The sequence below is a fragment of the Chitinophagales bacterium genome, assembly GCA_041392475.1.
Classification (GTDB): domain Bacteria; phylum Bacteroidota; class Bacteroidia; order Chitinophagales; family UBA2359; genus JAUHXA01.
Map to the genome: position 1 here is coordinate 1,321,273 of JAWKLZ010000001.1, position 21,861 is coordinate 1,343,133.

General features: G+C 38.8%; 20 protein-coding genes and 1 other RNA gene. 10 read left to right on the top strand and 11 right to left on the bottom strand.

The window, feature by feature from the left end:
* Window positions 1-96 precede the first annotated feature (96 nt).
* The 3 genes from R3E32_04795 (at window position 97) to R3E32_04805 (ending at window position 3,304) form a co-directional block, all read left to right on the top strand.
* Window positions 97-1,068, top strand: coding sequence for an alpha/beta fold hydrolase (locus R3E32_04795; GenBank protein ID MEZ4884039.1), 972 nt, complete (start codon window positions 97-99; stop codon window positions 1,066-1,068).
* Window positions 1,069-1,344: 276 nt separating this feature from the next.
* Complete coding sequence (locus tag R3E32_04800; GenBank protein ID MEZ4884040.1) at window positions 1,345-2,892, top strand: helicase HerA-like domain-containing protein; 1,548 nt, start codon at window positions 1,345-1,347, stop codon at window positions 2,890-2,892.
* A gap of 70 nt (window positions 2,893-2,962) precedes the next feature.
* Window positions 2,963-3,304, top strand: a complete 342-nt coding sequence (locus R3E32_04805) for a nucleotide pyrophosphohydrolase (GenBank protein ID MEZ4884041.1) — start codon at window positions 2,963-2,965, stop codon at window positions 3,302-3,304.
* Here R3E32_04805 and R3E32_04810 read toward each other — a convergent pair.
* The gene (locus tag R3E32_04810) at window positions 3,301-4,164 is read right to left on the bottom strand and encodes an Rpn family recombination-promoting nuclease/putative transposase (GenBank protein MEZ4884042.1); all 864 of its coding nucleotides are present in this window, start codon (window positions 4,162-4,164) and stop codon (window positions 3,301-3,303) included. The two genes, R3E32_04805 and R3E32_04810, sit on opposite strands and share 4 nt — an antisense overlap.
* Before the next feature lie 94 nt (window positions 4,165-4,258).
* On the opposite strand from R3E32_04810, the gene R3E32_04815 reads away from it, so the two are divergent.
* Both R3E32_04815 and R3E32_04820 read left to right on the top strand, forming a co-directional pair.
* Window positions 4,259-5,326 (top strand): PA0069 family radical SAM protein, encoded by a 1,068-nt coding sequence (locus tag R3E32_04815; GenBank protein MEZ4884043.1) that lies wholly within the window; start codon window positions 4,259-4,261, stop codon window positions 5,324-5,326.
* Window positions 5,327-5,498: 172 nt separating this feature from the next.
* The gene (locus tag R3E32_04820; protein MEZ4884044.1) at window positions 5,499-7,307 is read left to right on the top strand and encodes a hypothetical protein; all 1,809 of its coding nucleotides are present in this window, start codon (window positions 5,499-5,501) and stop codon (window positions 7,305-7,307) included.
* Window positions 7,308-7,355: 48 nt separating this feature from the next.
* On the opposite strand, the gene R3E32_04825 is transcribed toward R3E32_04820, so the two are convergent.
* Together R3E32_04825 and R3E32_04830 are read right to left on the bottom strand one after the other, a co-directional pair.
* Window positions 7,356-7,985: a hypothetical protein gene (locus tag R3E32_04825; protein ID MEZ4884045.1), complete on the bottom strand. Its 630-nt coding sequence runs from the start codon at window positions 7,983-7,985 to the stop codon at window positions 7,356-7,358.
* Window positions 7,986-8,222: 237 nt separating this feature from the next.
* A complete protein-coding gene (locus R3E32_04830) occupies window positions 8,223-8,435 on the bottom strand; it encodes a hypothetical protein (protein ID MEZ4884046.1) in 213 nt (70 codons plus the stop codon).
* Window positions 8,436-8,543: 108 nt separating this feature from the next.
* Between R3E32_04830 and mazG the strand changes: the two genes are divergently transcribed.
* The 4 genes from mazG to R3E32_04850 all read left to right on the top strand — a co-directional run bounded on the left by mazG (window position 8,544) and on the right by R3E32_04850 (window position 12,589).
* Window positions 8,544-9,329, top strand: a complete 786-nt coding sequence (gene mazG, locus R3E32_04835; protein MEZ4884047.1) for a nucleoside triphosphate pyrophosphohydrolase — start codon at window positions 8,544-8,546, stop codon at window positions 9,327-9,329.
* 1 nt (window position 9,330) lies between these two features.
* A complete protein-coding gene (locus R3E32_04840) occupies window positions 9,331-10,455 on the top strand; it encodes a Smr/MutS family protein (GenBank protein MEZ4884048.1) in 1,125 nt (374 codons plus the stop codon).
* Between the two features lie 128 nt (window positions 10,456-10,583).
* Window positions 10,584-10,989: RNase P RNA component class A (gene rnpB / locus R3E32_04845), an RNA gene on the top strand.
* A 211-nt stretch (window positions 10,990-11,200) separates the two neighbouring features.
* Window positions 11,201-12,589 (top strand): sigma-54 dependent transcriptional regulator, encoded by a 1,389-nt coding sequence (locus tag R3E32_04850; GenBank protein ID MEZ4884049.1) that lies wholly within the window; start codon window positions 11,201-11,203, stop codon window positions 12,587-12,589.
* Between the two features lie 208 nt (window positions 12,590-12,797).
* Here R3E32_04850 and R3E32_04855 read toward each other — a convergent pair whose 3' ends face one another.
* Entirely contained in the window at window positions 12,798-14,162 is a 1,365-nt protein-coding gene (locus tag R3E32_04855) for a S8 family serine peptidase (protein ID MEZ4884050.1), read from the bottom strand.
* Between the two features lie 139 nt (window positions 14,163-14,301).
* Complete coding sequence (locus R3E32_04860; GenBank protein ID MEZ4884051.1) at window positions 14,302-14,514, bottom strand: hypothetical protein; 213 nt, start codon at window positions 14,512-14,514, stop codon at window positions 14,302-14,304.
* 281 nt (window positions 14,515-14,795) lie between these two features.
* On the opposite strand from R3E32_04860, the gene R3E32_04865 reads away from it, so the two are divergent.
* Window positions 14,796-15,587, top strand: a complete 792-nt coding sequence (locus R3E32_04865; protein MEZ4884052.1) for an alpha/beta fold hydrolase — start codon at window positions 14,796-14,798, stop codon at window positions 15,585-15,587.
* A 77-nt stretch (window positions 15,588-15,664) separates the two neighbouring features.
* Here the strand turns inward: R3E32_04865 and R3E32_04870 are convergent, their stop codons facing one another.
* The 6 genes from R3E32_04870 to R3E32_04895 all read right to left on the bottom strand — a co-directional run bounded on the left by R3E32_04870 (window position 15,665) and on the right by R3E32_04895 (window position 21,743).
* Window positions 15,665-16,486: a hypothetical protein gene (locus R3E32_04870; protein ID MEZ4884053.1), complete on the bottom strand. Its 822-nt coding sequence runs from the start codon at window positions 16,484-16,486 to the stop codon at window positions 15,665-15,667.
* A gap of 189 nt (window positions 16,487-16,675) precedes the next feature.
* Entirely contained in the window at window positions 16,676-17,254 is a 579-nt protein-coding gene (locus R3E32_04875) for a DUF1572 family protein (GenBank protein ID MEZ4884054.1), read from the bottom strand.
* A 26-nt stretch (window positions 17,255-17,280) separates the two neighbouring features.
* On the bottom strand, window positions 17,281-17,991 hold the full coding sequence (locus tag R3E32_04880; protein MEZ4884055.1) for a TIGR00730 family Rossman fold protein: 711 nt from the start codon (window positions 17,989-17,991) through the stop codon (window positions 17,281-17,283).
* 37 nt (window positions 17,992-18,028) lie between these two features.
* The gene (locus tag R3E32_04885; protein MEZ4884056.1) at window positions 18,029-19,522 is read right to left on the bottom strand and encodes a sodium:solute symporter; all 1,494 of its coding nucleotides are present in this window, start codon (window positions 19,520-19,522) and stop codon (window positions 18,029-18,031) included.
* A gap of 78 nt (window positions 19,523-19,600) precedes the next feature.
* Window positions 19,601-20,323 (bottom strand): thioesterase, encoded by a 723-nt coding sequence (locus R3E32_04890; protein MEZ4884057.1) that lies wholly within the window; start codon window positions 20,321-20,323, stop codon window positions 19,601-19,603.
* Window positions 20,324-20,684: 361 nt separating this feature from the next.
* The gene (locus R3E32_04895) at window positions 20,685-21,743 is read right to left on the bottom strand and encodes an agmatine deiminase family protein (protein MEZ4884058.1); all 1,059 of its coding nucleotides are present in this window, start codon (window positions 21,741-21,743) and stop codon (window positions 20,685-20,687) included.
* Between the last annotated feature and the right edge of the window lie 118 nt (window positions 21,744-21,861).

Genomic DNA, 21,861 nt, shown 5'->3' on the forward strand with positions numbered 1-21,861 from the left:
GGCTCTTTATTTTTTTCCCTATTTGTATCTCCTAAAAGTTGCATTTATGGGTTAAATCCAAGAAACAAAACACCAATACATCAAAGAAACAAAAAAATGCCTTACATCCTGAAATCCTCTTACAACAACCATCCCCGATGGCAGTTCAACCGTCACCTTCAAACCATGATGCCCAGTATGTTCCGCAAAGTAGAAGGCATTGATTATGAACGAGAACGTTTGGAAATGGACGATGGCGATTTTTTGGATTTGGATTGGGTCAAAACGGGCAGTGACAAATTGGTAATCGTATCGCACGGTTTGGAAGGACACTCCGACCGCCATTATGTCAAGGGCATGGTCAAGTCGTTTAGCAGCAATGGATGGGATGCTTTGGCTTGGAACTGTAGGACTTGCAGTGGAGAAATGAACCGTTTGCCGAGAATGTACCACCATGGAGCGACCGAAGATTTGAAGGCTGTGGTCGACCATATTCTGCAAAATAATCCTTCGTACAACAGCATTGCATTGGTTGGATTCAGCATGGGCGGAAGCCTGACATTGAAGTACTTGGGAGAACAAGGTGAAGCGGTTTCAAAACGCATCAAAGGAGCAGTTGCCATTTCGGTTCCCTTCAATTTGGTAGCGAGTTTACCGACCATTCATGCACGCTCTAACTGGATTTACAAAAAGCGATTCTTGCGAAAATTGGCCCGCAAAGTACAAGCCAAAGCCGAAATGTTTCCCGAATTGATTGAAGTAGAAGGACTGGACAAAATCACCACCTTCAATGAGTTTGACAACCGCTATACTGCCCCTTTGCATGGCTTCAAAGATGCCCCCGATTTTTACCAAAAGGTGAGCGCACATCAGTACGCCGTTCACATTGCAGTGCCTACTTTGATTCTCAATGCGGCAAACGACCCGCTGCTTCCCAAGGAATGTTATCCCATCGAACTGGCGAAAAAACATCCTTTCATCCATCTCGAAATTCCGAAAAAAGGTGGCCATGTAGGCTTTATGTTGCCGAACAGTGAATTGACATGGGCCGACAAACGGGCATTGGAGTTTGTAAACGGTTTCAATTAGTTTGGACTTTGAACAAAAGACATAAGTAGAAAGACAAAAGATATTTTTTGATTATGAATAAATTGCATTTTCGCAATCCGTAATTCTACTTCAACAAGATGCTTGCAGCACGACAAAACAAACAAGCACAAAAACTCCTCTGTGCCTCTGTCTCTCTGTGTTCAATCAAAAAAATTAGTATTTTTGGACATGAAAAATAAGGACACGTGACCTATTTATTCCCAATCGTCACAATCAACAAAGAATCACAGTATTAACAGCGACAAAAAAACAATCATGACCGACAAACAACTAACGTTTAAGAAGTACATTGAAGAAGGATATCACTTTGAAGGCGAACACATTGTATTAGGCACTGCTATTTTGGATGAAGAAGCATTGCAGGAAACACTCATCAAAGCACCTTTGAAATCCTTCAACCGTCATGGACTCATTGCAGGGGCAACAGGAACGGGCAAAACCAAGACCATACAGTTGATTGCCGAAGCTCTTTCTACCGAAAGCGTGTCGGTTTTGGTGATGGACATCAAGGGCGATTTGAGTGGTTTGGCAGCAGAAGGCAGTTTTCACCGCAAAATATTGGAGCGTCACGACAAAATTGGGATTCCTTTTGAACCCAGTGCCTTTCCTGTGGAGTTGCTCAGTTTGTCAGGTGAAAAAGGGGTGAAATTGCGGGCAACCGTTTCAGAATTTGGACCAATTTTGTTTTCTAAAATATTGGGTTTGAATGAAACACAATCGGGCATTGTTTCGATTATCTTCAAATACTGCGACGACAACCAACTCCCGCTTTTGGACCTCAAAGACTTCAAAAAGGTATTGCATTTTGCGACCAACGATGGGAAGGAAGAACTGCAAGAAATGTATGGCAGTATTGCGCCTGCATCGGCTGGAGCAATTTTGCGAAAAACCGTGGAATTGGAGCAACAAGGAGCGGACAATTTTTTTGGAGAGCCTTCTTTTGAAGTAGAAGATTTGGTGCGAATTGGCGACGATGGCAAAGGCATGATTTCCATTTTGCGGCTGACCGATTTGCAGGACAAGCCCAAGTTGTTTTCTACTTTCATGCTCTGTTTGTTGGCTGAAATTTACGCCAAATTTCCAGAGGAAGGAGATGTTGGTCGACCTAAATTGGTGGTATTCATTGACGAAGCCCACCTGATTTTTAATGAGGCTTCAAAGGCTCTACTTGACCAAATCGAAAGCATCGTAAAGTTGATTCGCTCCAAAGGTGTGGGTTTGTTTTTCTGTACCCAAAACCCTACGGATATTCCCGATGCAGTGTTGAGTCAATTGGGTATGAAGGTGCAACATGCGCTCCGTGCTTTCACCGCCAAAGACCGCAAAAACATCAAATTGACTGCCGAAAACTACCCTCTTTCGGACTACTACCAAACCGATGAAATGTTAACTTCTTTGGGTATTGGAGAGGCTGCTATTACGGTTTTGGACGAAAAAGGACGACCTACTCCGCTCGCCGCCACACTTTTGCGTGCGCCTCGTTCTCGCATGGATGTTTTGACCGAAGCCGAAATTGATACTTTGGTGGGCAAATCTCGCATCGCTCGTTTGTACAACCGTGAAGTGGACCGTGAAAGTGCCTACGAAATATTGACCGCAAAATTGAAGGCAGCCGAAGCGATGGCAGTAAAGGAAGCCGAAGCAGAAAAAGGTAATAGTTCTACCAAACGCAGTGCAAAAGAGGAAGAAGGTTTTATAGAATCTATGTCTAAAAACACCATGGTTCGACAATTGGGACGCACGATTACGAGGGAATTAACCCGCAGTCTTTTAGGCGTTTTTGGGATAAAAAGCAGAAGGTAAAAAAACTCAAATATCAAAAGCAAGTTCAAAACTAAAATTCTTCTTGAACTTGCTTTTTTAAGATAAAAATATGCAACAAGAACTTACCATTTCAGAGGCACAAAAGCTCGTTGATGAATGGATTACTTCAATTGGTGTGCGCTACTTCAATGAGTTGACCAACATGGCAATGCTGACGGAAGAGGTGGGTGAAGTGGCTCGAATCATTGCTCGAAAATATGGGGAGCAGTCTTTCAAAAAGGGCGCACCCGAACCAGATTTGGGCGACGAAATGGCGGATGTGTTGTTTGTGTTGATTTGTTTGGCGAATCAAACGGGCGTTGACCTAAGCGATGCTTTGCGAAAAAATTTGGAGAAAAAAACAAACAGGGATTTGAATCGGCATCGGGAGAATGAGAAGTTGAAGGGCTAATCAAACTCTCCGTTTCTTATTTCCTCAATGGTTTCTAGGGGTAAACCTGTTATTTGCACGATAACTTCAACGCTCAAACCTGTTTTCAATGCTTCAATAGCAACTTTCACAAGCTTATCTTCAATGGCGGTATTCACCACATTCATAAAATCTCGATAGGCCTTCAAATTATCTTCATACGCAATTCTATCTTTCTTGCTAAATCTCGCCAATTCTGCTGCATCAAAAAGACGTTGAAAAATGCGTTCTTGCAGTGCTTTTGGGCGTTTGTTGAATTTATAGAGATTCTTCAAAATGTACATCCATTTGTCGAAATGTGTCACCAATTCATCTTCTTCCTTATCAAATTTAGGCACTTCTAAATAAATGAAAGTCAGTTTATTATAAAAAATACTTCCTCTATCCACATCTACCAGTTGAATGGTATGCAAAAAAGACAATTCATCTTCATCCGTTTGTCGTTTTCTGCCATCCTCAAAGGTAAAGTCCATAATAGCAATGGAATAAACTGCCTTCAATTCAAAATCCCATTTGTTGCCCGCTTTTGCTTGTTCCTGAATCGGAAAAGTGGAGTAATAAATACTTCTGTCTTTGAAGAATTTTTGTTTAGCACGCTGAATTTCTACGATGAACTTTTCTCCTTTTTCGTTCTCACAGTACAAATCATAGACCGCCCTTCTATCATCTTCATGGTTGGAAAGATGCTCATTTTTGAGGTAGGTAAGATTGACAATTGTGTGTCTTTTGACGGGAATCAACTCATTCAGAAAGTCTATCAACAAATCTTTGTTCACCTCCTCCCCAAAGAGTTTTTTAAAGCCAAAATCTGTAAGAGGGTTGATAAATATACCTGCTGCCATTGTTATTTTTTTGCTTGAATGTTTCACAAACATAACCAATTCAAGCCACAAATCGTTCTACAATTGTATTTTTGGACAACAAAGAAATCGAGTCATGGAATATCCTAAAAATGAACATTACATTAAAGGCAGAGGTGCTCAAATCAATCCCACACATCGTTTTGCAGAATATAGTTATGATGCCGAAGACAATCAATTGGTGGAAGAAGAGGAGGAGAAAAAGGCGACGAATTACATTGAAGTTCACCCCAAAAGCATTCTCAACAAGGTCATCAATCCAGATATTCCAGCCGAATATTCGATGAATCCCTATCAAGGTTGTGAGCATGGATGTGTATATTGTTATGCTCGAAACACGCATCCTTATTGGGGATACAGTGCAGGATTGGAGTTTGAGCAGAATATTTTGGTGAAAAAAAACGCTCCGAAGTTGTTGGAAGAAAAATTGAAGTCTAAAAATTGGGTCGCAAAACCGATTATGTTTGCAGGAAATACGGACTGCTATCAACCGATTGAACGCAAATTGGAGATTACACGTCAAATGCTCGAAGTACTTTGGAAATACCGCCATCCTGTGAGTATGATTACCCGCAATAAACTCATTTTAAGAGATTTGGACATACTTACCAAAATGGCGAAACACGACCTTGTACATGTAGCCATTACCATCACAACACTGGACGAAAAGCTTCGCCAAAAGCTCGAACCGAGAGCATCTTCTATTCCCAACCGTTTGCAAACTGTGGAAGCACTTGCAAAAAATGGGATTCCTGTTTTTGTGATGATGGCTCCTATTATTCCTTCGCTCAATGACCACGAAATTTTGGGCTTGACCAAAAAAGTAGCATCTTTGGGTGCGATGGGTATCGGACATACGATTGTGCGTTTGAATGACGATGTAGCGACTATTTTCACCGATTGGCTGCAAAAAAATCTTCCCGACCGAGCCGATAAAATATTGAATCAAATTGCTGATTGTCATGGTGGTGAATTGGGCAGCAAAAAGGTAGGTGAACGGATGCGTGGACAGGGGAAATATGCGGAGATGATTCACCAACAATTCAAAGTGGCTCGAAATCAGTTTTTGAAGGAGGTGAAAATGCCTCCTTACAATTTGGATTTGTATGAGCAGATGAAAAATCCGCAATTGAAGTTGTTTTGAATGACAAAGAGATCAATTATATGAGTACGTCTTTGGTGAGTTGTTAATTGAGTGATAAATCATTGGTTTTTCAACAGGAATAAAACAAGGTTGCTTCAAAATATCACACAAAAAACAGACTGAAAGTTTTACATTTGCCAGAGACATTTACTTAATTCATGATTTTTTACTTATGATATCCTCTATCAGCAAAGAACGATTGCAACAATTATCTAATGCTAAAAGTTTTGAGAAAGGAGAGGCTTATTTTTCGCATAAAGCTGTAAAATCAGTCTTCAAAACTGGAAATACTTTTACAGGAAAAGTGGAAGGAAGCGAGTTGTATCAAGTTACTATTGAATTAAAAGCTTATGATATAACTGCTTATTGCAATTGCCCCTATATGTTTGGAGGTTTGTGTAAACATACGATTGCAGTGGGTTTAGCTATCATTGATGGAGACTACATGGAGGTTTCCAATTCTGAAAGCGAAAATATAGTTTACCACCAAAATTCTTCTCCTTCTGCACGAGTGGTTTCTACAATTGGCACTCCTGTTCATGTAGATGGTGCCAACTTCTACGATCAAATTTTTGCAGTTGCAGCAACGAATGTCCAAAAAGCATTTTTAAGGCAGTTGTTTCAAAAGAACGATGCTTTACGATCCCAATTCATCAATTTTGCAGAAAAAGGGCAACAAATTAGCACTTCTATTGCATCAGACATCGAGATGATTCGGGATGAAGTATATAGAGAATTGAGCAGTTTAGAGTTTGGTTTTGAGGTGTTTGACTATGTTAATCAACGTGATTATGGTGGATATGTAGAAGATTGGGAATTGGCTTATGATGGAGGGATTCAGATGATTGAGGAGGTTTTTGAAGGGTATGAAAAAAATGCGATTAACCACATCAAAAGAGGGAATCTTATTGGAGGGATAAGCGTGTTGTTGGGGCTATATGAAGGATACTACAATGTCGAAAAGCCTGCAATTGATGAATATTCCAGTTTTGAGGACTACAATGAGGAGCTTATTTCAATATTTATGCAAGTGTCAGTGAAAATAGCAAACGAGGTAAAATTGGCTATTAAGACGACTGAAACGGTAGAGCAACTTATTGACCTTGTTTTTGAGCGTGTTGATTATTATACATCGGGTGAGGCTACTTTGGAGGAAGAAAAGGGAATCATATATGAACCAAAAAAAATAGAGGCTTTGCTCAAAGCATTGATTATTGAAGAAACAACTGCTTTGTATTTGAAACAAAAAATGGATGCTCGCCAATGGACAGATAAACAGTCGGCTTATGTTCGTCTAAAAATTGCGCGTGAATTGGCAGATAACGAGGGCTGGATTGAAATTGCAGAAAGCTTTGCTGGAGAGGAGATTGAACTGGTTGCTAAGCTACTGAATAAATATGGTGAACTGGGTAGGACAAAGGATTTCTACCGTATTGCCAAAAAAGCTTTCAAAATATGGCCTTATCAAGTCGATGAACAATTGCTCGACAAAATAAGTCCTGAGCAAGATAGGTCATTTTACATCAAAGTATTATCGAATTATACAAGCAGAAAAGCCAATATTTTGACTTTTCAGAAATTACGAGAAGTTTGGACTGAGGGGCAGAAGGAACAGTTTATTGAAAAAAACAGCAATCAAGAAGTTTTTTATATACAAATGCTGAGTCTTGAAAATCGTCATAGAGATATTCTTCAATATGTGAAAGAACACCTTGATTCTTTCAATTTTCAGCAACTCATCAGCCCAATAGTGACAATTTTTCCAGATGAGTGTTTTGAAATTATCCAACAAAAAAGCTTGGATACGCTACAGGAAGGTCGGGGTCGTGGCTTGTACAAGGAGGTTACATCGTGGTTATCGCTCCTCAAGGGGATGAAAAGCAAAGAGAGGGAAATCCGGCTACTTTTTGAACAAATTTATGGAGGCCCACCTAAGCTACCCGCTTTGAGGGATGAAATGAAACAGGCAGGACTGGTTTAATTTAGTGAAAATGAAATTTAAACTTTTGCTTGTAATAGTTATAGTTTTTCAATTATCAGGCTTTATGCCACCATTGAATAATTTCTGCAATGAATCTATTTGGCTTTGAGACATTTGAGGAACAGTAAAATCGGGAGTACCTCCGCCAGTGCTGAAAGGATCAGTGCTGCTACTAAATGGATCACTACCAAATGGATCACTATTACCGCCTAAATCTATGATGATTTCATCTCCTCCATAGTCCGAATTCTTGAGCATATCTTCAACGCTGCTTTGATTCAAATCCACATCACCACAATCCGCACAATCTTCTTTAGCCAGTGTTTGTATGACAGGCTTTGAAGGTGGTTTGATTGTAGCTATATCTACTTTATATCCCATTTTACTTATTTCGCTCAATATCAACGAATTATTCAGCATTTGTTGAATATCTGTGCCGGTATCACCTACAATTTTTAAGGTGTTCTTTTGGGGATCTGATTTGCAGAATTTCACTCCAGATTGGGCATTGAAAAAACGCACCAACTGAATAGCATCGCTTACTGTAAAAACTACCTCTTTACCTTGATTGTCTATTTTGGTGAGCCGCAAATTAGTCAGTTCGTTAGAACTTGTTTGGGCTACAATTGAAGAAGAAGCGAATAGACAAGAAATCAACGTGAAAATGATGTATTTCATAACCACCTATTTAGATTGAAAGTTGTGTATATAATAGATAAGACTGAAGTAACCAACAGTCTTCAAAATTTATCATAAAAAGATTGAATATCCAATCTTGGTATATTTCGTGGGCTTGATATTTAACTCAACAGGTTATCAGTAAATAAGGGTTATGAAGTTTGTAGCTTCAAATTCATCACTAATGTACTAAAATAATATTATCTAACAAAAAAAGATGCACAATCTTCATATAAATTATTGCATCATTGGAGTGATTTCTTGCTTACATTCCTCATCCGGCTTCTTTCCACAAACAGTACACTCGCCTATTTGATTTTTCAGCATGGGATTATTGGTTGCACAAGTACCTCTAAACTCACCACCTTTAACCAATAGTATTCGCAATCCAATACCTGCAAATACAAGAGCTATTAGAATAATTGTCAATATTAAAGTTGGGATAAACATACTAATTATTATTTTTTTGTCTTAAATAGAAACAGTAAAACGCAAAGATATGTTTTGTTCCGCTATTTTTGCAGCTTGTTTGCATATTAACAAAAATACAAAATATCAATGAAACCTATTAATATATCAGCCAAACTAGATGCTTTTGAGCGAATTTTGACAATAATGGACGAATTGCGTGAAAAATGTCCTTGGGATAAAAAACAAACCATAGAAAGTCTGCGAACATTGACCATTGAAGAGACCTATGAATTGACAGATGCCATTACCGAAAAAAACATGCAAGGTATCAAAGAAGAATTGGGTGATTTGTTGCTGCATATTGTTTTTTATGCTAAAATAGGTGAAGAGCAAAATGATTTTGACATAGCATCTATTATCAATAGTTTATGTGAAAAACTTATCAAACGACATCCTCATGTGTATGGCGATGTGAATGTAAAGGATGATAAAGAAGTACAGACCAATTGGGAGGCATTGAAATTGAAGGAAGGTAAAACTTCGGCACTACAAGGCGTACCCAAATCACTCCCTGCTTTGGTAAAAGCTATTCGTATTCAAGAAAAAGCTAAAAAAGTGGGTTTTGAATGGGATACCAAAGGGCAGGTGTGGGATAAGGTAGAGGAGGAATTAAGTGAATTGAAGCAGGCATTGAAGGAAGGAGATGCGTTAAATATCAATAAAGAATATGGTGATGTTTTGTTTTCTTTGGTTAACTATGCACGTTTTATTGACGTTGATCCTGAAAATGCGTTGGAATTGACCAACAAAAAATTTACCCAACGTTTTAAAAAGATGGAAAGTATTGCTAAACAGCAGGGTAAACAGTTGCCTGATATGACTCTCCGTGAAATGGATGCTATCTGGAATGAAGTAAAAAAAGAGTTTGTTTGATATGAAAAAGAATAAGGATTACATAAGGGTTGGAGATATGGTTCAACTGATTTTTACCGATGAAGTTGGCTTGGTTGTCGACTTTTTCGATGGAGAAACCTTGATGGTAGAAATTGATGGGCAAGAAATTCCTGTGTTTATGGAACACCTTAAAAAAGTGGAGGAAAAAGAAGCTACACCTTCTAATATTGCTCCAATTCACCTTCCTCAGCATTTGAAGAAAAACCCCAAAAAACCTCTAAAAAAACAAGACCTTCAAAAAAAGAAAGAAGATGCTGCTCAAAAAATAAATTCCATTGCACAGCACAACGAAATGGACTATGAACCAGATAGGGGCATTCATATTGCTTTGCAGCCATTTTACGATGATAGTGGTGATATTAATTATTTTTTGATACACTTAATCAATGATTCGGGGTATGCACTTCAATTTGACTATCAATTGTTAAGCATTGAATATATAGAATTTGAATTGAAGAAAAAAATCAGTGGGCGAGAAACCATGATTCTCAATTCAATGGATTATGACTTATTGAATGAACAACCTCAACTGCAATTTAAGTTTAGCTTACTAAAAAAAGACACTACTAAACTGCTTACAAACTTTGAAAAAACCATCAAGCCCAAAGCTAAAATGCTGCGACGTGTTCCCGAGATGCTTAAAAGTATTGCAGGTAAAGCATACATTTACACCCTCTTTCACCAGGTTCCGCCTACTCCTACGGCAACACCCCCTCCTAAACCAGAAAGCAGATATATAGAAAAACTAAAACTTCATACTTTTGAGAACGAAGTAAAAGAGCAAAATTTTTCTGAAAAAATATACATCAATGCCGAAGAAAGAGTCATAGATTTGCACATCGAGAAATTGGCTAAATCTTATCGTCATCTAACGAAGACCAATATCATGTTGCTGCAATTGAACGAGTGTCAAAAGAACATTGAAGAAGCCATCAAAAGAAAAGAGAAAAACATGGTAGTTATTCATGGCATCGGAAAAGGAAAATTGAAAAGTGAAGTTTTTAGGTTGCTGATGAACTATCCAGAGGTAAAAAACTTTAAGAATGAGTACAACCATCGGTATGGTTTTGGGGCAACAGAGATTTTCTTTGAGTATGAAGAGTGAATAGTAGAGTTGTCCAAGTTCAAATGATTCATTGAAGTCCATCACACTTCAATATTAAAATCGGGAACTCATTTTTTGTATTACTCAAAATCAACACATTAACACTCAAAAACACCAATACAAAAAAGACTACAAACCGTTCTATCGCTTTGCCGCCCCACAAGAAGGCAGGTAAAGAGGAAAGTCCGGGCAACACAGAGCAACCACACCATCTAGCGGATGGACTTCAACTCGAAAGCGTTGGAGATAGCAAGTGCCGCAGAAAATAACCGCCCCGATGTTTTCAGGGTAAGGGTGAAAAAGTAGGGTAAAAGCCTACTGACAGATGTGGAGATACATCTGTGGGGTAAACCTTGTGGGTTGAAAGACCAAATACACCAGCATGCTTAGACGGTTCGCTGTTTGGGCTGAGGGCTGCTCGCCCGAAGCTGGGGGGTAGGTCGTTGGAGGCAGTGGGTGACTGCTGTCCTAGATAAATGATAGAAAATTGGATGCGTCCAATTACAGAACTCGGCTTATAGGTTTGTAGTTTTTTTTCATTTCGAGACGATTTAATGCTTAAATTGCTTTACCGCTAAATTGTTCGATAGCTGACTTATAGCTATTTAAACATTCAATCATTCAAGAGTTTTACCAATCTATTGATTATTCAAGTTGAAATGATATAAATTGGCTTATTTATTGTTGTTATTTCATAAATTTACATTTATTTTAATCCATTCGTTCAATAAAGCAAACAGAGAAGGTGGCTAATACAAAAGCAAAAATTTTATTAATTGATGATGATAGAAGTATTCGACGAACACTCCGTGAGATTCTCGAATACGAAGATTATAAGGTAGAAGAGGCAAAAGATGGCATCGAAGGAATGGTCAAAATCAAGACCAGCAAATTCGATGTAGTGTTTCTCGACATCAAAATGCCTAAAATGGACGGCATGGAGGTACTCGAAAATGTCCAAAAAATACGTCCAGATCTACCTATTATCATGATTTCGGGACACGGTACTGTGGAAACCGCAGTAGAAGCCGTAAAAAAAGGTGCGTTTGACTTCATTGCCAAGCCACTAGATTTGAACCGTCTGCTCATTACTGTCCGCAATGCACTCGATAAATCCAGTTTGATTACAGAAACCAAGGTATTGAGGCGCAAAGTCACCAAAGTTCGGGATATAGTGGGTGAATCTGAGGTAATTACCAAAATCAAAGAAACCATTGACCGAGTTGCTCCTACCGATGCCCGCATCCTCATTACGGGACCAAATGGTACAGGTAAAGAGTTGGTAGCCCGTTGGATACACGAAAAAAGCCATCGGTCTAAAGGCCCTTTTGTGGAAGTGAACTGTGCCGCAATTCCTGCTGAATTGATTGAAAGCGAACTTTTTGGACACGAAAAAGGAGCTTTTACTTCGGCTCACAAACAGCGAATTGGTAAGTTCGAACAAGCAAATGGAGGAACACTTTTTTTGGATGAGATTGGAGACATGAGTATTTCTGCACAAGCCAAGGTATTGAGGGCATTGCAGGAAAACAAAATAACCCGAGTTGGTGGCGACAAAGACATTCAAGTAGATGTTCGGATTCTTTCGGCAACCAACAAAAACTTATTGCAGGAAGTTGAAGACACCAAATTTCGATTAGACCTTTATCACCGCCTCAATGTCATTCCGATTCGTGTACCTTCTTTGAACAATCGCCGAGGAGACATTCCTTTATTGACCGATGTGTTTATCAAAGATATTTGCAGTGAATACAATATTCCGCCCAAACCAGTTACCCAAGAAGCGATTCAATTATTGCAAGCTCAAAATTGGTCGGGCAATGTGCGAGAGCTTCGCAATGTGATAGAAAGGCTCATTATTTTGAGTGAGGAAAAAATCACAGGTACTGATGTACAAATGTTTGTAACTCCTTCTGGTGGAAACTCATCGAACACAGCCTCCAATAACAACAACTTGTACGACCGTTTTGAAGCACTGCAAGACTTCAAAGAATATACCGAAAAGATGTTTATCCAGCACAAACTAGAGCAAAACAGCTGGAATGTCAAAAAAACTTCTGAAGTTTTGGGTATCCAACGCAGTCACCTCCACAACAAGATCGTCAAATATGAATTGAAGCGAGATGATGAATAGGTCATAAACGTGATTGATTGATTAGTGACTGGTTAGTTTTGAAAAGGCAAAAGTTATCCAATATCTATGTTCTCCAAATCACACTAAATCATCAATAGCCAATCAATTACAATTATATAACAAATCAAAAAGCCGTTTTTCTATTCAAAGAAAAACGGCTTTTTTAAATTAGGCACTGCTCTATTTTCGGATTTCAATTACACCTCTTTTACCTTACGACTGCAATAGGATCAAGTGTAGCATCTCTATCCCAAACCAAACGACCTCTGGTATTGATTCTCCCTCTGTTAATCAACAAGATACCCGCAACATGTGGAGCAGCCATTGAAGTTCCACTCATCGTTGCATACCTACCATTGCTGTAAGTAGAATAAATTCCAGAACCAGGAGCAGCAAAGTCAATCGGGCCATTGCCAAAGTTAGAATCACCAGCCAATCTGCGAGCAGAAGTCATGTTGGAAATGGTAAAAATATTGGCACCATTGGTTCGGGCAGGAGTATGATTGTTGGCATTATCTGCTTCATTTCCAGCTGCAATGGTGATGTAACGTCCTCTGTTTCCGATACTTCTCAAGCAGCTTTCGATGTCATTGCGAACATCACCCCACAAGGAATCCCACCAAGAAGGCGCAGGACCACCCAAGCTCAAATTCAATACATCTCCTCTCCATGCCACTGCACCTGCATAACTCACACCTCTAAGCAATTCTGACCATTGACTTCTACGCAAACCACTCAATACTTTCACAGAAACAACTGTTGCGCCCGCTGCAACACCTTTCACTCCAAAGCCATTGTCTTTGGCTGCAATAATACCTGCAACGTGTGTGCCATGACCTTGATTATCAGTAGGAGAAGGCTCACCTGCCACATAAGAACGACTCCAACTGCTGCTTACTCTCAAATCAGAATGGTTCAAATCCACACCTGTATCAATCACGAACGCCCAGTTGAAGAGCTTAGAACCATCGCCAGAACCGACAAACTGGACTCCCCATCCCACATTTTGAGGAGGCATTGGGCTACTGACCATCATTTCAGGAGAAGCAGAACTGTCAAAATTCACATAAATATCCTGTCCAATAGACTGAACCAATTCGCTTCCTTTTGCCCGTTCAGCCAATTCTTTGGCTTGACTATCAGACATTTTTGCTGCAAAACCACTGATTGCACCTGTGTAAACTTGCTGAACTTGTTTGGCATCAATGCCCATTTTTCCTTGTATGATGTCCATAATTTTAGCAGTTGATTGCTTTTCAAATCCTGCAAAAGCCTCCAACAATTGCTCTCGATTTTCAAATTTTTCGTCAGAATATACATCAGTAAAGGCTGGAACAGCTTTGGGATTGAAGAAAATAATGTAGCTATTCGGCACAAGTTCTTCTGGTTCTTGTTTGTTTACAATCTCTTCCCCTTCTGTTTTAAGATTGGGATTTGTGAAAACTGGCTGCTCCAATTTTGGGTTGGTTTTTTGATTGAAGACAGGCGTTTTGGTTCGAGTAAATTGTGCATAAACATTGGAGAAAGAAAGGCTTACTAAAAGCACGGCGAATAACATTGCTAATTTTTTCATCGTTTAATACGGTTTTAAAGGTTTTGTGAAAAAAGTAAATACTTCGTTAGTAATTACAATCACAAATTTACCGCAATCGACATCGGTTTGAAAACCACATACTTTTCAAACATAGGAGTCTGGTCTGCAATTTGCCTTCTTAACTGCAATAATACGATTTGAATAGCTCACCCTTCAACTCTTCTAAATAAATAAAAATAGCTTCTTTTCCTTCAATGACATTTTCTCCTTCAAGAAGTGTTGGTAATTCAGTATTTGCCACTTGTTCTGTTTTGAAGGCCAAAGAAAGTTCTTCCAATTTTTCTTCAATTTCCAGTACGTCTTCTGTTTGTGTTTGATATATTAGGGTCATTTGTGAATGTTGGTTTTGTCCGTAAATTTATCAAAATTTAGCATTTCTGTTCTTTTTTTTACCATCATACATTTTAGAATGCTATCCTTGTTTTTCTTTTGCTTCAATTTTACTACCTTACATCTTTAGAAAAATAGGAAAAATAACGTTTTAACCTTTCTATACTTTCTTAAAAATTTGCCCCTTTTTATAGGGGAAAAAGTAGATTCCAAAAAATGTAATGCTATTTTTCACTACAAATATATTTAAATCAACTCATAAATTAACTCAACTTATTCGTTATGCCCAAAGTGAGAGTAAACGGTGTTTCCTTGCATTATGAACTAGTAGGCAAAGGAAAGGAAACCATCGTATTTAGTCATGGCTTGTTGTTCGACAAAACCATGTTTCACAAGCAAGTAGATTTTTTAAAAGACCGCTATAGATGCATCTGTTACGACCACAGAGGACAAGGACAAAGTCAAATAACCAAGCAAGGATATGATATGGACAACCTCGCCCAAGACGGTTTGGGACTAATGGATGCACTCAATATCGAGAGTTGCCATTTTATTGGCTTATCTATGGGAGGCTTTGTCGGTATGAGAATCGCTGCTCGATATCCCAATCGTATTAATTCTTTGACACTATTGGACACTTCTGCCAATAGTGAAACTCATACCTCTAAATATAACCTATTAACTTGGGCAGTACGATTATTTGGAGTCAGTTCTGTTGTAGGAAAAGTAATGAAAATATTATTTGGAGAGAAATTTTTAAACGACCCGACAAGGGCAGACGAAAAACAAAAATGGCATTCATTTATGTCAGCGCACAAAAAAAGCATTGTCAAAGCAGTTCAAGGAGTAATCAATCGCCAAGCCATTTTCGATGAATTGCCTAACATCAAAGCTCCAACTCTGGTAATTGTTGGTGATCAAGATGTAGCTACCGAACCTATTCACTCACAAGAAATTCACAAGCAAATCATTCATTCTCAGTTGGTAATAATTGGAGGAGCAGGCCATAGTTCTACGATTGAAGAACCTGAGCAGGTGAACCAAGCCATTGAAGGGTTTTTGAAGACTTTATGATTTGGCATTGGGTAGCTTGAAAATCATAGCCTTAATTACTTTATGATTTGGCATTGGGTAGCTTGAAAATCATAGCCTTAATTTTGATAAATCACCGAAATATGCGGTGAGTAACCCAAAACAGGGTGAAAGCGATTGGCAAAATCTACAACCATTTTTCCCAAGTTGAGACCCAGTCCGAAACTACTGTAAGCAGGATTAGTAGAAATACCTGCTCGCAAAGAGAGTTTTTCTATCAATTGGTAGTCCAGTCCAAACTTCAAAATGGCTTCCCTATCTATGTCTTTTTCAACTTCTCCCAAAAGTGTAAAGCCTTCTTCTTCTGGGTGATATGCCAATCCTACTTTTATGAGGCTCGGCAAAAAACTTTCTTCGTCTTGTGTGAGTTGGACTCGAATCGGATTGTAAATAGATGCTCCAATCTCTATGTTTTTGGAGGGTGAAAATTGAAGTCCCAAACCAAAAGTGAAAGCAGAAGTACTGCCAAATTCTTCAATGGAAAGATTCACATAATCAAAATCTACTGCAATACTTAAATTTCTTGCAAGCAAACGACTGTAAGCCAAGGTGAAATAGGATTCGCTGTAAGCAGCATTTCCAAAATAAGTTCCACCCAATCCAAAAGAGCCACTTTTGGTCGGCAAAGCAATACCTACACCCAATAGGTTGAGATCTTCAATCAAGAAACGATTTTCTGCATAAATACCTACATTGAAGCCCTCCAGACTGCTCAATCCCGCAGGATTGTTAAAAACGGAAAAAACATCTTTCAACGTTGTGCTGTGCCCTCCAAGTGCTGCACTTTTAGCTCCAATAGAGGGCTTACTTTCTTGGGCCACTAACGAAAGATGCAAAAGTGTACTCAAGAATATTAAGATGAAAAAATGATGACGTAACATATTTTATATTTATGCTCAACGATAAAACTGGTTTAAACTTCTCAAAAAATCACTTGCTTTTGCAGTAGAAAAAAAACATTTTTTTAAAAAAACAAAAAATACTGTTACTTTTCTTAGCAGTGTCCGTCTAAAGAAATGAGTTGAGTGTAGTGATTTGGAGTAGGAATGGGGCTTCTAGTAAGCCCCATCCTACTTTCTTTTTTTCGAGATAAATTCATCCGTAAAATGTCCTCGTTTTTTGCCCTGTGAGAATTTATCTTGATTAAATACTTGCGATTGATTTCGAGGTATGGACAAACTAACCCAATCTTTTCCCTTCAATAAAGTACCGATAAAAACAATCTGACCAATGTGATAGGCATAATGTGCCAATTGTCGGTTGATGGCTTCGAGAGCGGTGTGTCCTTGATTTCGGATGTAAATGATTCGCTCCAAATCGTTGGGATTCAAAGCCTCTACTGCTCCTAAAAAACATGCCCAACCTGCGTTCCATTTTTGCAGTAAATCTTGTTTATCCTCTATCGTATTCACAAATTCCCCATCCCTATCCCGCCACGTTTTTTCGCCATCTTCCTCCAAAAAATTCGTCCATCTCGATAGCATATTACCACATAAGTGTTTGACAATGATGGCTATACTATTGGCGTATTCACTGTATTGCCAGTGAATATCTGTTTCCGATAGCTGTACAAAAGTTTTTTCACCCAAGCTTTTGTAGTAATACAGTTGCTTGAGTGTGCTTTCCAGGTAATTTTGATGTAAGTCCATTGCAGTGTTGCTTTTGTGTATTTTATCTAAAAGTTCGGTCTCAATGCAGCGTGTCCGTATTCATAAAAATTCTTGATGAACAATACCGCATCTTCCTCATCATCTGTCAGGTGTAAAAAATCCAAATCTTTCGCTCCAATGTTTTTGTGCTTCTTCAAAACAGTGTCTTTTATCCACTCTATCAGTCCTCCCCAAAAGTCTATACCCATGAGTATGATAGGAATGCGTTCAATTTTTTTGGTTTGGATAAGGGTCAAAGACTCAAAAAGTTCGTCCATCGTTCCAAAGCCTCCAGGGAGAATCACAAATGCTTGAGCATACTTGACAAACATGACTTTACGCACAAAAAAGTAATTAAATTTAATAAGCCTATCTCGGTCAATGTAGGCATTGGGTTCGGTTTCGTGTGGAACGGTAATCTCCAAACCTACCGATTTTCCTCCAGCTTTTTGTGCGCCAAGATTGGCCGCTTCCATGATTCCTGGGCCACCACCTGTGATAATTCCATATCCTTCTTTCACCAACAACTCAGATACTCTCACCGCTTTTTGGTAATACGGATGTTCTGAAGTCGTTCGAGCCGAGCCATATACAGACACACATGGACCGATTCGATTCATGTTCTCAAAACCATCCACAAATTCTGCCATGATTTTGAAGATACGCCAAGAGGACTCTGCTTTGAGTTCTGCCCATGTTTTATCTTGCTGAGTGGTATTGTTGCTATGTGTTATCATATTGGTATTGTTTGTGTTAAAAAAAATAATAGTTTGATTAGACCGCTGTGTTGTATTCTTTTCTAGAAATCAACCACAAACCAATAAAGGTAAGCAATCCATTTAAAATAAGTAATTCAAAACCAAATTTATATCCATTCATCCATGCCTCTGAATGACTGTTCAATACATAACAAACAATCGGTGCAGTCACACAAATAAAAGGGACATACTTATCCACTACTTGTCGGTTTTTCACAAACAAGCCAAAAGAATATAAGCCCAAAAGTGGTCCATACGTATAGCCTGCAATGCGAAACAACTCACTGATTACATCCTGTTCGAGCATATAGTAAAAAACCATGACTACTGTAAGTAGCAGAAATGTAAACCCAATATGTACTTTGAAGCGGGTTTGTTTGAGTATGTTGTGATTGGCATTGGGATTTTGTGCTTTTTTTTCTAAATCCAAAAAGTCAACACAAAAAGAGGTGGTCAAAGCAGTTAAAGCAGAATCAGCACTCGAATAAGCCGCTGCAATCAAACCGATTAGAAATACAACGCCAATCATTGGAGGAAAATACTCCAATGCCAAAGTTGGGAATACATGATCGGTTTTGGTGGGTAGCTCGATGCCTTTAGAATTGGCATAAATGTACAAGAGTGCGCCCAAAGTGATGAAGAGAATATTGACAAATACCAAGACAATGCTGAAAGTAAACATATTTTTTTGAGCCTCTCCAATGTTTTTGCAACTGTTGTTTTTCTGCATCATATCTTGGTCCAAACCCGTCATTACAATAGCGAGTGAAGCACCGCTAAAAAACTGTTTGAAGAAATAATTCCCCGCATTTGGATTGTCAAAAAAGAACATTCGAGAATATTGACTTTCCGAAACCGCACTCGCCAATCCTCCAATCGTCAGGCCCAAATCCTGTCCAATCCACAAAATAGTGGTAATGACCGCCAAGAGCATAAACGTCGTTTGCAGCATATCTGTCCATACAATCGTCCGAATTCCGCCCCGCATGGTGTACACCCAAATCAGCAAAAGTGTGAATAGAACATTGAAAACAAAGTGAATACCATAAATATCAAATACAAATAACTGCAAAACAATCGCCACCAAATAGACCCGAAAAGCAGCGCCAATGGTGCGAGAAAGCAAGAAAAACCCTGCTCCTGTTTTGTAAGACCAAAAACCAAATCGTTTTTCGAGATAGGTGTAAATCGAGGTGAGATTCATTCGGTAATAAATGGGCATCAAAACCGTAGCAATGACCAAATAACCCAATAAGTACCCAAATACGACTTGCATATAAGAGAAGGCACCATTGATGCTCTCCAAATTTCCGATGACTCCAGGTATCGAGATAAAAGTCGCCCCCGACAAACTCGCACCAATCATTCCAAAAGCCACTACATACCACGGAGATTGTTTGTTGCCGATAAAGAAGGCTTCATTGCTGCTATCACGCCCCGTTATCCACGACACAACAAAAAGCAAGGTAAAATAAGCACCAATGAGAGAAAGAATAAGAATTGGATTCATGAAGAAATTGTTTGACGGTCTTTATTGAAGGCTCTAATTTACACAATGTCGTCAAACAACAGTTAGAAATTTCTCCTTTTAGCTAAATTCCCCCCTGCAAACCACCGTTTCGCCTTTCTCCTTCAAAATCACACAAGCAAATCCTTTCTCCAATTGCTTACTTTTGACAAGCACTTTTTCTCCAAAAAGAGTCTCATTCAAAAAGTTCATTTCCAGCTGCAAAGGTCGGAAATCACCTTCCATATTAACCAATTGATTGATCATCCATTCCACGTATTTTGTATTGTTCACATGCCCGACCATATCCAAATCACTATATTGTACTTGATAAGTTGAACTTTGGTCAAATTCGGTTATGGAAGGCAATTTATTGGAAGCTCCGCAATCAGGCAACTTATCTGCAATGATAGGCAGTTGGTTGCTCACAATTCTTGCAGGTCTTCGATTTTCGATATTGACAGCTACCCAAAAGGTAGAAGCCGAGCCTATGGATTCGCCTTGTTGGTTTTGAAAATCAAAATGCCTGTCCGAAAAAGGCCCTCGCATCGAACTAACCCAAGTTTGGAGTTGGATTTTTTCAGCCCAAACGGGGAAATTGTTCATTTTCACCTTCAAACGATTCATCAGCCATACATGCCCCATTTGCTGCATATCATCAAATCCTAAGCCTCGATGCAAAGCATGAAGACCTGCCGCATTTTGGAGAATATTGCAGATTGAAGTGATGTTTGCTTCTGAATTGTTGCCAATCATAAAAGAAGGAATCTGCCATTCTTCGTGCCATATACCGTTTTGTTCCATTATTTGTGTTGCGTTTAGGTTTTTATACTATTAGTTGTATTCGTATGTTTATAGGTATTTACGTTAGTGTGTATAAAGAAATAGTTACTATTAAAATAATATATAAAAAATCGCAGAAACCGTTTGAGAAACATTTCAAGAATCCGCATATTTATATAAATAATCATTATTCAGTCAAATATATTGAATTTAATCTCTGATGAAAAATGCTACGACAAATTAGGTAGGAAAATAGCATTATTTGCCTTCATTGTGCCTGCAAAAATATCATTAAAAACGGTAGATATTCGAGTAACACAAATATTCATAGATATAATAACCAGAAAGGAATATGACTTATTTTACGTTCTTGGATTAGGAGCTATACCACCTTCAGTTTGCTGACTACCTGTTGACTCAAACAATGCAGCGTTCCAAATCCCCAAATCAAATCAATAGAATTGATACCAATGATTTGTCGATCAGGAAAACAATCTGCCAAAATATTGAGTGCAATTCGGTCATTCGGGTCATTGAAAGTAGGAACTAAAACGGCTCCATTGATAATCAAAAAATTAGCATAACTCGGTGGGATGCGAATATCTTCAAACATCAATTTTTGCGGCATCGGCAATTCTACAATATTGGGAGATTTCCCGTCTTCAAGTTGTGAAGATTGCAAGCGTTTGAGGTTGTCTTGTAGCGGTTGATAGTTGGCATCTTCTCGATTCGATTCTACTACGGTGACAATCGTATCGGCATTGACAAACCGACACAAATCATCAATATGTCCATGTGTATCATCTCCTTGTATTCCATTTCCCAACCAAATCACATTCGTCACGCCCAAGTATTCGGCAAAGACTGCTTCGTAATCAGCTTTGGTAAATCCTGGGTTGCGTACCTGAATCGAAGGATGCAACAAACACTCCTCAGAAGTCAACAAAGTTCCCTTTCCGTTGACATCTATTGCGCCTCCCTCCAATACCACTGCCTTTCCTCGGTAAGCAGCAACGGTCATCGGAATATTTAAAAAATCAGCAACCGCAGCAGGAACCTTTCTATCCAATTGATGATTAGCATATTTTGCCCAACCATTAAAATTGAAGTTAATCGCTTCTTGTGTTTGCTGTCCAGTTTCTACAATAATAGGCCCCGAATCTCGCATCCAACTCCGATTGGTTTTTTGCAAAATATACTGTACCTGTTTGGTGTCCACATGCGCCCGTTCGAGCATAGCCCCTACTCTATTTTGCAAGGCCTCGTTTGCCACCACAAGGAACACTTTTTCAAACTGCGCCACTTTTTTGATAAACTCCACGAATGCCCATTGAATAGCTTGATACTTACCAGGCCAATCATTTCCATTGTGCGGAAAACACAACAAAATCCCTTTTTGCTTTTCCCACTCAGCGGGAAATCTTCTTTTTATTTGGCTCATATTAGTGAAAAAAAATAAGTCAAATCAATTTGATTTAGAAACAATCTAAACCAGTGGGTTTTTGAATTTAAGTTTGTAATTAGGCAAACTCAAATATCAAATTAGTCATTTTTGCGCT